The following is a 13,984-nucleotide window of genomic DNA, read 5'->3' as shown; positions in this document are numbered from 1 at the left end:
AATCATTAGATGATAGATAAAGTTTATTAATTTAGGTTATCTTCTACATATTGTTTCGCATAGGATAGAGCTTCCCCTATTTTCTCAGGGTTTTTACCTCCTGCTTGAGCCATATCAGGACGGCCTCCTCCACCGCCACCACATAATTGAGCAGCTTGCTTAATCAACTTACCTGCCTGTAAGCCACGGTCGATTAAATCTTTAGATACACCAGCAGCTAACTGGACTTTTTGGTCATTCTCTGCAGCTAAAAGAATAATTCCTGAGCCAATTTTTTGTTTAAGCTCATCAACCATATTACGTAATTGATTCATATCCTTTACGTTCACTTTTTCTGCTAGTAGTTTTACGTCTTGAACTGTTTCTACTTTATCTAAAATAGATGCTGCTTCTAAGTTAGACATTTTTGCGTTTAGTGATTCATTTTCTTTTTGTAAGCTTCTAATTTCCTGGAATAAGCTTTCAATTCGTTCAGGTAAATTAGACTCACTAGTTTTTACTAATTGAGCTACTTCTTGTAAGAGATCTATTTTATTATTGGTAAAATCATAAGCCTGCTTACTTGTGACAGCTTCAATTCTTCGTGTACCTGCACCAATACCACCTTCAGAAACGACTTTAAATAATCCTATTTGTGATGTATTAAATACGTGGCACCCACCACAAAGTTCGACACTATAATCACCGATTTGTACGACCCTTACAATGTCGCCGTATTTTTCACCAAATAACGCCATTGCTCCCATTGCTTTCGCTTCATCGATTTTTTTATTATCAATTTGCAATGTAATGGATTCCCAAATTTTCTCGTTAACAATTTGCTCAATCTGCTGTAATTCTTCAGTTGTTAGGGCATTAAAATGTGAAAAGTCGAATCTTAAACGCTCTGGTGTCACTAATGAACCTGCTTGGTTAACATGACTCCCAAGGACATCCTTTAATGCCTGATGTAGTAAATGCGTTGCCGTATGGTTTTTAATAACAGCGTTTCTAAACTCAGACTCTACGACAGCTTTCACCGTATCCCCTGTATTAACAACCCCATCTTTTACAACTGCTTTATGGATATGGTCACCTTTAGGAGATTTTTGAACATCTACTACATATAATGAAGCATTTTCTGTATAAATCCAGCCTTTATCAGCGACTTGTCCACCACTCTCCGCATAGAATGGAGTCTCTTTCAATAGAACAAAAATTTCTTCTTCTACTTTTGCAGTGTCCACGACTTCTTTACCTGATATGATTGCGACAATGGATGTTTCTACTTCTAATTGGTCGTACCCAATAAAGTTAGTTTCAACATCTACCTTACTCAAAATATCATCTTGAACTTGCATGGAATCTACTTTTTGACGAGCATTTCTAGCACGTTCTCGTTGTTTTTCCATTTCTTCATTGAAACCTGCTTCATCAATGGTAAATCCATGTTGTTCAACGTATTCTTCGGTTAACTCTTTTGGAAATCCATACGTGTCATATAATCGAAAAACTTCTTTTCCAGGAAATACAGAACTTCCACTAGATTTTTCTTTGTCAATAATCGTTGTTAATATTTCAAGTCCATCATTTAATGTTTCATGGAATCTCTCTTCTTCCACTTTAATGATATTAGCAATAAATTCTTGCTGATTCATAACTTGTGGGTAGAAGTCCTTCATAATGTTTCCTACTGTTTCTACTAATTCGTACATGAAAGGTCGTTCAATACCAATCTCTTTAGCAAAACGAACAGCACGACGAAGCAGTCTTCTTAAGACATATCCTCTTCCTTCATTAGAAGGCAATGCTCCGTCCCCAATTGCAAAACTTACGGTACGAATGTGGTCAGCGATAACTTTATATGCTGTATCACTTTCTTTTGCTTTCCCGTATGGAACATTCGCTAGTTCTTCTGTTTTACGGATAATTGGCATAAATAAATCCGTTTCAAAATTAGTAGGGGCATCCTGAATAACTGATACTAGTCGTTCTAGACCCATCCCTGTATCAATATTTTTCTTCGGTAAAGGCGTGTACGTATTATCAGGATTATGATTAAACTGAGAGAACACTAAGTTCCAAATTTCTAAATAACGGTCATTCTCCCCACCAGGATATAGTTCTGGATCATTAGGGTCATTGCCATACTTCTCTCCACGGTCATAGAAGATTTCTGTATTTGGACCACTAGGACCTTCACCAATGTCCCAGAAATTCTCTTCTAGGCGAATGATTCGTTCTTTTGGTAACTTTATATCATTTAGCCAAATATCATATGCTTCATCATCTTCAGGATGTACTGTAACAGAAAGTAGCTCAGGGTCAAAACCTAACCATTTATCACTAGTTAAGAATTCCCATGCCCAGTCAATTGCTTCGTTCTTGAAATAATCCCCAATTGAAAAGTTCCCTAGCATTTCAAAGAATGTATGGTGTCTAGCTGTGAATCCTACATTTTCTATGTCATTTGTACGAATCGATTTTTGGGCATTCACTAGTCGAGGATTCTCTGGAATTACTCGACCATCGAAGTATTTCTTTAGGGTAGCAACACCACTATTGATCCATAATAATGTTGGATCATCTTTTGGGACAAGTGATGCACTTGGCTCTACCCGATGATTTTTTTCTTTAAAGAAATCAAGAAACATTTGTCTTACTTGTGCTGATGTTAGTTGACTCATTTTTCCTACCTCCATTTTTATAAAACAAATTTTAAATAGACTTTATAAAATAAAAAAATCCCCTCTCTGCATGATTGCAGGGACGAGATTATCGCGGTACCACCCTAATTATAAACAAAAATAACTTTTGTTCATCACTTTAGCATGGTAACGGTATGCACCGGCGAGGATTAGTCGCACTCCAGTTGAGCTTTCCATGGTTCTAACTTAGAATTTCTTCCAGCCAAACGAAAATCCCTCTCTATAAGCAGAATGCCATGTACTTTTAACCTTCAACGTATTTACATATATAATGGATTATTGTAGATAAAATAATAGAACTTGTCAACGATTTCTTACCAATATTAGGCTATGGTTTAATATCACATTTAAAATCGTTAATATTGGCACTGCCAGAATCATTCCAATCACACCACTCATTTGCCCACCTAGTAAAAGTGCGAAAATAATGGCTATAGGATGAATAGCAACACTTTTTCCTACAATATAAGGTGCTAATAAATTACTTTCTATTAATTGAATCACAAAAATTGCTATTAAAACAAATAATACCATTTTTCCTGAGACTGTTAAAGCTATTCCAACAGCTGGTATCGCACCAATAATGGGGCCAAAATACGGAATAATATTAGTTAAACCAATAATTATAGCTAAAATCAGAGCATAATTTAACCCTAAGAAATAAAAAATAATATACGACGTTATTCCAACAAATAGACAGACTAATAACTGTCCACGAATATAGTTTCCAAGACTTTTATCGATTGCATGAACTAACTCGCTGGATTTTTCCTGGTATTTCTTAGGAATAAATTGTTTAAGGTATGCTTTAATTTTTTCTAAATCCTTTAAGAAATAGAAAACTAACACAGGTATGACTGTTAAAATGATAATCATATCCAATAGTTTCGTAATACCACCAATAGCTGATTCTAAGATGGTTGTTATTCTATTCTCCATTCGATTTAGAAAATCATCAAATTTATCGTGTACCGTTTCTGGTAAAAATGCCGTCGATTCGTATACTTGATAGATTAGTGATTCAAACTTCTCAATGAATTGTGGTAGAAACTCATTCAAATCTTTTAATTGATTAACAACCATAGGATAAACACGGTAACTTAAATAACCGATTCCCCCAAAGAAAATTACATAAATAATTAAGATAGCTAATGCTTTTGGTATATTGTACGAATGGATTTTATTAACGATCGGAAATAGCAAGTACGCTATGAGACCAGCGATAAGAAACGGTAACAGTAAATGCCAAATAAATGAAAAAAAAGCCTGATAAAACGGGTATAACTTCACTAACAAATAAATAAATAGAAAGACAAAAATACCAATAATAATCCAGTACAAAAACTGGTATGGCTTTTTTTGTGGGACCATAATTATTCAGCTCCTTAGTATAATGTTAGGCATCATTTATACTAAGGTTTACCATTGAACTTTTCGTTCATCTTCGGAAAATAAGTCATTCAACGAGCTAAGAGAACCATCTGCTTCCACTTGATGTACCGTTAATTCATCCCCTGATACAGAAAGTTCTACAAAACAGTTCCAGCAATAAAACTGTTGTGAGCCTATTTTTCCAATGTCTTTACTAGAACAGTTAGGACAACGCATCATCATAAAATCTCTCCTGTTTTGAATAGATAAGATATTATGTTATCGTTGCCCCATTTTTAAAGATTTATACCTACTAAACTACATAAAATCGTATGGAGATAATTCTTCATCCTCTGATTCTACTTTATCGGTTTCTATATTCTCATCCTTATTCCCCATTCGTTCGGTCAACGATTCTCTTAAGGATGTATAGCGCTTATTTGTATCTAATGTTTGAACTCCCTTAAAAAAGGCCTGTTTCTCCCCACATAGAATTAGTGATTGTTTTCCCCTAGTAATTGCAGTATAGATTAAATTCTTCCTTAACATACGATGATAACCAGAAACCATTGGTAATAAGACTATTGGAAATTCACTTCCCTGTGATTTATGAATAGAAATACAATATGCTAACATGATATTCACGTAATCAGAACGTTCATAAACTACTTCTTTATCATCAAAAGATACAACTAGCTGTTCCTCATTTTCTACATTCTCATCTTCTTTAAATATTGCAACGACTTCTCCAATATCTCCATTAAATACACCATCTTCTGGTTGATTTACTAATTGAAGTACTTTGTCTCCAATCCTAAAAGTAGTGTCTTTTGTTTTTACTTCTCTCTTTTTACGACTTTTCGGATTGACTAAATCTTGGATTGCCTTATTAATCATCGTGATGCCAGCTTCTGAACGATACATCGGTGCTAATATTTGGATATCTCTTATATCCATACCCTTTTCCATTGCTTTATTTAGTATTTGTGTAATCACATCAATTACTTGATGCTCCCTGCAATCAATAAAACTAAAATCCTTTTCATTTTGTAATGCATCTGGTGGGAAATCGCCATTTTTTATCATATGAGCGAGCTGAATAATCTTTGAGCCTTCTTTTTGGCGATAGACTTCATTTAATGAGATTGTTTGTATGAAATCATTATTTAGTAAGTCTGTTAAAACCTGCCCAGGTCCAACAGATGGCAATTGATCTTCATCACCTACCAACAACACTTGCATATCGTCTGGGATAGCTTTAAATAGATTGTTAGCAAGCCAAATATCTACCATTGAAAACTCATCAACAATTAAAAAGCGTCCATCCAATTGTTCCTGTTCGTCTTTATCGAACCCTTCACTGCCATTCCACCCTAGCAAACGGTGAATGGTTACTGCTGGAATTCCAGTAGATTCTGTCATTCGTTTAGCTGCTCGTCCTGTTGGAGCTGTTAATACAAATGGAAAATCTGCCTTAGATTCATAGTCATTTGGGTTAACGGAAACTTTGTGGATCGTTGAATAGGCTTTTATTATCCCTTTAATTACGGTCGTTTTCCCTGTCCCCGGACCACCTGTTAAGATCATTAGTTTTGATTTTAATGCATTGTCAATCGCTTCAAATTGTTCTTTACCATAGCTTAATGTTTCTTCTTCTTCAATGTCACCAATAATTTTCATTAAATCGGCTAATGGTATGTCATGATCAACTGGGTGGGTTAATAGCCTTTTAATATTGGAAGCAAATCCATCTTCTGCATAATAGAGTGATGGTAGATAAACATTTCCATCCTTAAGAATAACTTGTTTCTCCGTATTCAATTCTTCTAAAATCGTCGTTACTTCTTCATCTGATAAGTGATGTTCTGGACTCCATAGTAAATCGATTACTTGTTGCACACAAACGGTTAAAGGCAGAAACACATGTCCATCCTGGATGCTATTCTGTAGCACATAAATACAACCGGCACCAATACGGTTCGGGTGACTTAAAGACAGCCCATTTTTTCTGGCAATTTCATCAGCTGTTTGAAATCCGAATCCATCAATATCAAATACATAGCGATATGGATCTTCTTCCAATACATCAAGAGCCGTTTCTTTATATTTTTCATAGATTTTCTGTGCCATTTTCAAACCAATATTATATTTTGCAAGGTGGATAACCACTTGTTCAAATCCTTGGTTTTCTTGTAATTTTTTGAGTAAGTTGTCGGCTGTCTCTTTTTTAAGCCCAGGCACTTCTGACAAAACATCTGGATTATTTAATATTTTTGAGATAGCAGACTCTCCAAGGTGATTGACAACCCTTGTAGCTGTTTTTTCTCCAATACCATAAAATAGATCACTTGATAGATAGGCAACTAATCCATCTTTTGTATCTGGAATATACGTTTTATAAGAAGAAACATTAAATTGCGTACCAAATTTAGGGTGTTTTTCAAACTGTCCATAGAAGAAATACGTTGTTTTTTCTTGTAAGGTTGAAAAATGACCTTTCACAACAATTTCTTTTTCCTCATAATCTGTATTTGTTTCAGATACTTTTATTTTTACAATAGAGAATCCTTCTACTTGATTTTGAAAAATCGTATATAAAAGTTCTCCTTTAAAGTATTCCATTTCCTCAGATTGCCTATCAGTCATTTGAACAACCCCACAATATTAGTTTTCTTTTTGATTTAAAAGTTCTTCTACTTTTCCTTTACCGTTAGCTGCCAATACATGATCCGGTTGAATCTGTAATGCTCTGTCAAAATGATGTAACGCTCCTTGAGCATCATCATAGTAAAGTGAAATAATCCCAAGGTTATAATGGGCATCACTATGTTCTTCATCCATCTTTAATACGTTTTCAAATGTTGTTTTTGCTTCATCAATTAGATTACTTTGTGCCAAAGCAAGTCCATATTGGAAAAGAATATCTGTATCAGTATCATTTAATTCAGTAGCTCTTAGTAAATAGGGTAAAGCTAATTTATGATGGTCTTGATTTTGGAATGTCATACCTAGCATAAAGTAAACATCTGCCTCTTCTAAACCGAAATCAATTGCTTGTTGAAAATTCTTTTGGGCATTCTGAAAATCTTCTTGTTCAAAATACATGTTTCCTAGCCCATAATATGCCGTTGCAGACTTTTCATCTAATTCAATTGCTTTATCAAAGAAACCTTTTGCATGCTCAAAATCATTTATATGTATTAATAGATTTCCAAAATTGATATATCCTACTGGGTCTTTTGGATTTTCTTGAATGATCTCATCGAATAACTTTGCTGCCTCTTCCAGATTATTTTCTTGCATTAACTGAATTGCTTTTGCATTTTTATCCATCTTGAAACTCCTTTGTGTCTAGTTAGTAGTTGACATAAAATGAAATAATTATCGTGGTAACTGCTATGTTGATTTACGCTGCGAGCAGTCGCTTTCACTTCCAGCACAAGGGCGACATCTGTTCAATCTTCCTTCGGTCGATTTCACAGTGTCTTCTTTGCCGCGGGCACGGCCTCAGCCAGGCGACTACTTGAATAAACTTCTTTGCTGCCTTGTACCGAGGAATTGACTTCTTAGACTTTCTAGTAGACGCAGGTACATCTTTTAGGGTCTTCGGACACGTGCTGTTCCCGCAGGACAAGGAAGGATACGTCAGAGGAGCATCGCACGCAGAAAATGCAAATGGAAATGCATTTTCAAGGAGTCGACTGCCCTCCGCTTCAATCAACCCTCTTATTAATAACGGTCAGGTTGTAAAAGAAACATTAACTGTTAGTGAGAAAAAACAAAAGGACCACGATTATCTTAGATGCTAGAGAAGCGTGATCCTTTCGTGATTATCCTACATAATCAAGTGTAATGTCATCTTTAATAATTTCATCAATAGTGCCCCCACCTAAGCATACGTCACCATCGTAAAATACGACAGCTTGCCCAGGAGTTATAGCACGTTGTCTCTCTTTAAATGTAACTTTTACTTTTCCATCCTCTAAACGAGTAACAATCACTCCACTATCTTGCTGACGATAACGGAATTTAGCCGTACATTCAAAAGTCTTTTCTACTTTATCTTCCTGAATCCAATTAACATCCGTTGCTATTAATGCATCAGAATATAATTTTTCATGATGATATCCTTGCTCAACATAGAGAATATTTTCTTCTAGATTTTTTCCAACTACAAACCAAGGATCACCTGCACCACCGATACCTAAACCTTGCCGTTGGCCAATCGTGTAGTACATTAATCCATCATGACGCCCTTTTACTACCCCATCAAGGGTTTGCATTTCTCCAGGTTGAGCCGGTAAGTACTCACTTAAAAACTCTTTGAAATTACGTTCTCCAATAAAGCAAATGCCAGTACTATCCTTTTTCGTTGCAGTAACTAACCCTGCTTCTTTCGCAATTTCACGTACTTTAGACTTTGGCATATGACCTAATGGAAACATTACTTTTGAAAGAACATCTTCTGATAATTGATTTAAGAAATAGGTTTGATCTTTATTATCATCAACACCTCGTAGCATTTCCACACGACCATCTGTAGTTCTAACTTGTGCATAATGCCCTGTTGCTAGATAATCAGCACCTAATGATAAGGCATGATCTAAAAAGGCTTTAAACTTAATTTCTTTATTACACATAACATCAGGGTTTGGTGTTCTTCCTGCCTTATATTCATCTAGAAAATACGAGAAAACTTTATCCCAATATTCCTTCTCAAAATTTACAGCATAGTATGGGATATCTAGTTGGTTACATACACGAACTACGTCATCATAGTCTTCTGTTGCTGTACATACGCCAAATTCATCTGTGTCATCCCAGTTTTTCATAAATATGCCTACCACATCATACCCTTGCTCTTTTAATAAAAGTGCAGCAACAGAGGAGTCTACACCACCGCTCATTCCTACTACTACACGTATATCTTTATTATCCTTCATTTAAAACACCACCTATTTTTTCGTCAACCGTTTTACAATCGATGCCACACGTTCAGCAGCCTCTATCACATTTTCTGTCGTATTAAATAATCCAAAGCTAAACCGAATCGAATTAGTGGTACATGCGTGGTCTTTCCCATAGATTGCGGATAAAACATGGGAAGGTTCTACAGACCCAGCTGTACATGCACTTCCACTTGATGCAGCAATTCCTGACAAATCAAAGTTGGTTAATAATTGCTCCACATTTGTACCAGGGAAACTAATATTAACGATTGATTCTATCGTTAGCTTCTTATCACCGTTTATTGCAAAATCAATACCATGTTTAGCTAATTCTTGTAAAAATGTTTCTTTATAGTTATTGTAAATTTCCTTGCGTTCTTCTCGGTTCTCCATGGCAAGTTCCACAGCTTTTTGGAACCCAACAGCTCCTACGACATTCTCCGTACCAGGACGTCGTTTTCGCTCTTGTTCCCCACCGAATTGTAATGCATTTAATTTTACATCCTCTTTTGCATAAAGAAAACCAATTCCTTTTGGACCGTTAATTTTATGAGAGGAGACAGTTAATAAGTCTACTCCTAAATCTTCCACTTGGATATCCAATAGCCCGTATGCCTGAACAGCATCCGTGTGGAAATACGCTTGATGCTCTTTCAGTAATTCTCCTATTTCTTTAATAGGTTGAATAACTCCTGTCTCGTTATTAACAAACATAATCGAAACTAAGATTGTTTGGTCGGTCAAGGCATTTTTTACATCTTCTACACGAATCTGTCCATTTTCTCCTACTGGTAAATAGGTAACCTCGAAACCTTCTTTTTCAAGGTATTCAACTGTATGAAGTACTGCATGATGTTCTTGTTCCGTTGTTATAATATGATTTCCTCGATGTCGATTAGCCTGAACCGTTCCGACTAATGCCAAATTATCCGCTTCCGTTCCGCCACTCGTAAAAATAATTTCCTTTTCATCTGCATGAATGCTACGTGCTAATGTACGTCTAGCTTCATCTAAATATCTTCTAGCTTTCCGTCCGAAAGAATGCACGCTGGATGGATTACCAAAAACTTCCTCATAGATTGGTACCATCGTTTCAATCACTCGCTTATCCATAGGAGTTGTTGCAGCGTGATCCATGTATATATGATCCATAACTATCTTTTCCTTCCTTTTAATCCTAGTTTAAGCAGTTTCCTTATATATAAAACATGTAAGCATCATTTGAATCATCTTGGTCGTGCTGAATTAAGTCCTCTAACGTCGTTGTATCAAGGACATCTTTTACAGCATCTCGTATTCTTAACCATAATGCTTGTTTAGCAGGTTCCTCATCTTCTATACCTTCAACGGGAGTGATAGGTCCTTCTAGTACTCTAATAATATCACCAGCTTTAATTTCTTTTGGCTCCCTTGGTAAAACATATCCACCATAGGCCCCTCTTACACTTTTAATTAACCCCGCATTACGTAACGGAGAAGCTAGTTGTTCTAAATAATGCTCTGATAAGTTGTTGTCACGAGCAATGACCTTTAACGGCGTGGGTCCTTCCCCATAATTTCTAGCTAGTTCTATCATAATGGTCAAGCCGTAACGGCCTTTGGTAGAAATCTTCACGTTAATACACCTCTATTTTCCAGTCCATTTATATTCATATATTTCAGAGCTATCTAGCTCCGAACGTAGCATAGCGGACGCTCTCCGCTTTTTATATTATTATAACATTAAATGATTATAGCATGAACTGTGTCTCTCTTGCATTTTATCGAACCTCACTATACCCTTAAATTAATAATCTATTAATAAAGTTGACTTTGTTTAGTCTTTAGTCTTCATTACATGGAATCATCATAAATAGAAATAGTTTCTACAATATAGTAAAGGACGAGTTATTATGAATAGAAAACCACTTGCATTTCGAATGCGACCTGCACATATCAATGACATCATTGGGCAGGACCATTTAGTAGGTGATGGCAAAATATTGAATCGAATGGTAAAAGCGGAACAATTAGCTTCTATGATTTTATTTGGGCCACCAGGAACTGGAAAAACGTCGACAGCATTTGCTCTAGCGAAGAGCTTAGACTTACCTGTCAAAATATTAAATGCCGTTGTAGACAAGAAAAAAGATATGGAGATTGTGGTTGAAGAAGCAAAAATGACCGGACATCTTGTATTAATATTAGATGAAGTCCATCGACTTGATAAAGCAAAGCAAGACTTTTTATTACCACACTTAGAGAGCAATCTAATTACATTAATAGGGTGTACAACTAGTAATCCCTATCATGCGATTAACCCTGCGATTCGAAGCAGATGTCATTTATTTGAATTACATGGCTTAACAGAAAAACATATAAAAACAGCATTGATCAGAGCCATTGATGATCCTATAAATGGGTATGGAGAGTTGGATATTACGATATCGGACAAGGCTTTAGAGCATTTTGCAATTAGTGCAAACGGAGATTTACGTTCTGCATTAAATGGTCTGGAATTAGCTGTTTCTTCTACTCCAAAAAATAGTGAAAATCAAGTCATCATTGAACTGTCTACAGCTGAAGAATGTATGCAGAAGAAGAGTTTCTCACATGATAAAGGCGGCGACGCTCATTATGATGTGCTTAGCGCGTTTCAAAAATCGATACGTGGTAGTGATGTAGATGCCGCACTCCACTATTTAGGTAGATTAATTGAAGCTGGTGACCTTGATAGTATTGCTAGAAGAATGGTTGTCATTGCTTATGAAGATATTGGATTAGCTAATCCACAAGCTGGACCTAGAACACTTGCAGCAGTGGAAGCTGCTGAACGAATTGGTTTTCCAGAAGCACGAATTCCTCTATCTGTTGCCATTATCGAACTTTGCCTTTCACCTAAGTCAAACACAGCATACAAGGCATTGGACGCAGCCCTTGCAGATATAAGAAGTGGAAAAAGTGGAGAAATTCCTAGTCATTTAAAGGATTCCCATTATCAAGGTGCTAAGAATCTAGGTCGCGGCGTAGACTACAAATACCCCCACAACTACGAGAACGGTTGGGTAAGTCAACAATATCTACCAGATTCGATCAAATCAAGACAATATTATGTTCCAAAAAACACTGGTAAATTTGAACAAGCTATTAAACAAGTTTATGAAAGAATCCAATCTGATAAAAAGAAACATAATTAGGTACGTATAAATCCTTTTCCAAACGGTAAAACTAGAGAAAAGCAAACTCTATAAACAAAATTACTAATACAAGAATTTAGTAGTTAACAAAATCTAGTTTTATGAATACTACATGTGTCTTGGAAAAGGAGATGAAACAAATGGTTAAAGTTAGACAAGATGCTTGGTCACATGAAGATGACCTACTTTTAGCAGAAACTGTTTTACGCCATATTAGAGAAGGTAGTACCCAATTAAACGCATTTGAAGAAGTTGGAGATAAATTAAACCGCACTTCGGCTGCATGTGGGTTCAGATGGAATGCTGAAATTAGGCAGAAATATGATGATGCTATTGACCTGGCGAAAAGACAACGCAAAGAAAAGAAACGCGCTTTAGAACGCAATCGAACAAAACGGAAACAACCTGTTGTTACACTTGCACAAAACTATGATACTGAAACAAGTACGGAGGAACATAGTAGTTCTACTATTTCTATTGATTCTGTCATTCACTTTTTAAAGGAAATGAAAAAAGACTATTATGCTTCCAATCAATCAAAAGTCACATTAGACCAAACCCAAAAAGAAAACGAAATGTTAAAAGAAAAGATTAATAATCTTGAAAGACAGCTTGCTGAAACAGAAAATCAGCTAAATACAATTCAAGAAGATTATCAAGTATTTGTTCAAATTATGGACCGTGCTAGAAAGATGACTGTGCTTGATGACCAAGGATCTATGAAAGCACCAGCCTTTCGAATGGATAAAAATGGAAACCTCGAACAAATTGCACAAGGTTCCAATTAAAACCTTACTCTCTCACCATTGTGAGGGAGTTTTATTATTGTCTCAACTAAGATAATAGTCTTTCGTCAAGTTAAAATGATGTTGTTCGTGAATCCCTATTAATTGAATTGATTGCGGTAAATTGGGATGATGTGCAACTGGATCTGGATAATATATTTGCCCAGCAATCCTCTCATCCATTGGCAAAACGTTTGCCTTTAATAGATTCGTCTCCCTTTCTAGCAACTTTTTAATTTCGTCATAGTTCTTTTTCCGTGGTAAGTTCTTTGGTGGATTCAATAAGAGTGGAGCATTCATTGGTTTTTTCTTCTTTTGGTGGTATTCAATATAGATGTTGTTCATGTCGGTTGGATAAGGTTTATTCTTTCGCAAAACAGCAAGAGGGTACATAATCGGCATATAGATAACCGAAAACCTTCTAAATAACCTTAATAGTAAATATAAGTGATATACCGTTTCTGCGACAGACCATTTATTTGGATAAGGCCTCTCCCAAACATCTTCAACATTACTATCCATTTCTTGATAAAAACTTTTCCTTTGTTCCTGTATCCTGTCAAAATAATCTTCAAAATTGTTAGATACTCCCACTAAAACATCTCCTAATTGATATTGATGCAAAAAAACTAGCGAAGTGTATTTTCCGTAGCGGTAGATTTCACGGTACACAAATTCAAAAATCCGAACAATTCTCTTGTTCGGATTTTGATGTATCTATAATACTTTTGTGCTAGTCTCTTAATTATGTATGCATCAATCCCAATGTTGCCGTCTATTTGATTAGTTTTGATCCCGCTCAAGGCAGGTGGGTGCTTTGTTTTATATTTATTGTACTTCCTCTGACAATGGAGGCGCGTACGCAATATAAAAACTCTCAAGCTCCCAATTATGTTAATGTTCGGTCAAAACGTTCTATATAGACAAACACATCAGGATCAATGCCTTTAGTTAATAATTTGTTTGTAAATTAATATTAACATAAGAAATTTACTGTTTCAATATCATGTTATGTG

11 protein-coding genes, 1 other RNA gene and 1 other annotated feature are annotated in these 13,984 nt (G+C 35.7%); of the genes, 2 read left to right on the top strand and 10 right to left on the bottom strand.

Translation table 11 applies throughout. From position 1 onward, the window contains the following. Positions 1–26 precede the first annotated feature (26 nt). The 8 genes from alaS to cymR all read right to left on the bottom strand — a co-directional run bounded on the left by alaS (position 27) and on the right by cymR (position 10,622). Entirely contained in the window at positions 27–2,666 is a 2,640-nt protein-coding gene (alaS, locus tag BUB12_RS02875) for an alanine--tRNA ligase (protein ID WP_072887814.1), read from the bottom strand. Positions 2,667–2,741: 75 nt separating this feature from the next. Further along, positions 2,742–2,951: a binding site (T-box leader), on the bottom strand. A 39-nt stretch (positions 2,952–2,990) separates the two neighbouring features. Continuing rightward, on the bottom strand, positions 2,991–4,058 hold the full coding sequence (locus BUB12_RS02870) for an AI-2E family transporter (RefSeq protein WP_072887812.1): 1,068 nt from the start codon (positions 4,056–4,058) through the stop codon (positions 2,991–2,993). Between the two features lie 48 nt (positions 4,059–4,106). Beyond that, positions 4,107–4,298: a hypothetical protein gene (locus BUB12_RS02865; protein ID WP_072887963.1), complete on the bottom strand. Its 192-nt coding sequence runs from the start codon at positions 4,296–4,298 to the stop codon at positions 4,107–4,109. Between the two features lie 78 nt (positions 4,299–4,376). Next, positions 4,377–6,704, bottom strand: coding sequence for an SF1B family DNA helicase RecD2 (recD2, locus tag BUB12_RS02860; protein ID WP_072887811.1), 2,328 nt, complete (start codon positions 6,702–6,704; stop codon positions 4,377–4,379). Between the two features lie 18 nt (positions 6,705–6,722). Next, positions 6,723–7,391, bottom strand: coding sequence for a tetratricopeptide repeat protein (locus BUB12_RS02855; RefSeq protein WP_072887809.1), 669 nt, complete (start codon positions 7,389–7,391; stop codon positions 6,723–6,725). Positions 7,392–7,888: 497 nt separating this feature from the next. After that, positions 7,889–9,001 (bottom strand): tRNA 2-thiouridine(34) synthase MnmA, encoded by a 1,113-nt coding sequence (gene mnmA / locus BUB12_RS02850; protein ID WP_072887807.1) that lies wholly within the window; start codon positions 8,999–9,001, stop codon positions 7,889–7,891. Positions 9,002–9,013: 12 nt separating this feature from the next. Beyond that, positions 9,014–10,159, bottom strand: a complete 1,146-nt coding sequence (locus tag BUB12_RS02845) for a cysteine desulfurase family protein (RefSeq protein WP_072887806.1) — start codon at positions 10,157–10,159, stop codon at positions 9,014–9,016. A 43-nt stretch (positions 10,160–10,202) separates the two neighbouring features. After that, on the bottom strand, positions 10,203–10,622 hold the full coding sequence (gene cymR, locus BUB12_RS02840; RefSeq protein WP_072887804.1) for a cysteine metabolism transcriptional regulator CymR: 420 nt from the start codon (positions 10,620–10,622) through the stop codon (positions 10,203–10,205). 277 nt (positions 10,623–10,899) lie between these two features. On the opposite strand from cymR, the gene BUB12_RS02835 reads away from it, so the two are divergent. Beyond that, positions 10,900–12,183, top strand: a complete 1,284-nt coding sequence (locus BUB12_RS02835) for a replication-associated recombination protein A (protein WP_072887802.1) — start codon at positions 10,900–10,902, stop codon at positions 12,181–12,183. 140 nt (positions 12,184–12,323) lie between these two features. Continuing rightward, positions 12,324–12,971: an RsfA family transcriptional regulator gene (locus BUB12_RS02830; protein ID WP_072887800.1), complete on the top strand. Its 648-nt coding sequence runs from the start codon at positions 12,324–12,326 to the stop codon at positions 12,969–12,971. 42 nt (positions 12,972–13,013) lie between these two features. Here the strand turns inward: BUB12_RS02830 and BUB12_RS02825 are convergent, their stop codons facing one another. Further along, positions 13,014–13,562, bottom strand: a complete 549-nt coding sequence (locus BUB12_RS02825) for a DinB family protein (RefSeq protein WP_072887799.1) — start codon at positions 13,560–13,562, stop codon at positions 13,014–13,016. Positions 13,563–13,723: 161 nt separating this feature from the next. Then, positions 13,724–13,910: non-coding RNA, 6S RNA (ssrS, locus tag BUB12_RS02820), on the bottom strand. Positions 13,911–13,984: the final 74 nt, after the last annotated feature.

The organism is Ornithinibacillus halophilus, from assembly GCF_900129485.1.
In the GTDB taxonomy this organism is placed as follows: Bacteria; Bacillota; Bacilli; order Bacillales; family Amphibacillaceae; genus Ornithinibacillus; species Ornithinibacillus halophilus.
Note: the sequence above shows the minus strand (reverse complement) of the source record. Positions and strands in the feature narration are given on the sequence as shown.

Bases quoted from the DNA above. Each gene is read 5' to 3' on its own strand.
- alaS (WP_072887814.1), bottom strand. From the start codon at position 2,666: ATGAGTCAACTAACATCAGCACAAGTAAGACAAATGTTTCTTGATTTC.
- BUB12_RS02870 (WP_072887812.1), bottom strand. From the start codon at position 4,058: ATGGTCCCACAAAAAAAGCCATACCAGTTTTTGTACTGGATTATTATT.
- BUB12_RS02865 (WP_072887963.1), bottom strand. From the start codon at position 4,298: ATGATGCGTTGTCCTAACTGTTCTAGTAAAGACATTGGAAAAATAGGC.
- recD2 (WP_072887811.1), bottom strand. From the start codon at position 6,704: ATGACTGATAGGCAATCTGAGGAAATGGAATACTTTAAAGGAGAACTT.
- BUB12_RS02855 (WP_072887809.1), bottom strand. From the start codon at position 7,391: ATGGATAAAAATGCAAAAGCAATTCAGTTAATGCAAGAAAATAATCTG.
- mnmA (WP_072887807.1), bottom strand. From the start codon at position 9,001: ATGAAGGATAATAAAGATATACGTGTAGTAGTAGGAATGAGCGGTGGT.
- BUB12_RS02845 (WP_072887806.1), bottom strand. From the start codon at position 10,159: ATGGATCATATATACATGGATCACGCTGCAACAACTCCTATGGATAAG.
- BUB12_RS02835 (WP_072887802.1), top strand. From the start codon at position 10,900: ATGAATAGAAAACCACTTGCATTTCGAATGCGACCTGCACATATCAAT.
- BUB12_RS02830 (WP_072887800.1), top strand. From the start codon at position 12,324: ATGGTTAAAGTTAGACAAGATGCTTGGTCACATGAAGATGACCTACTT.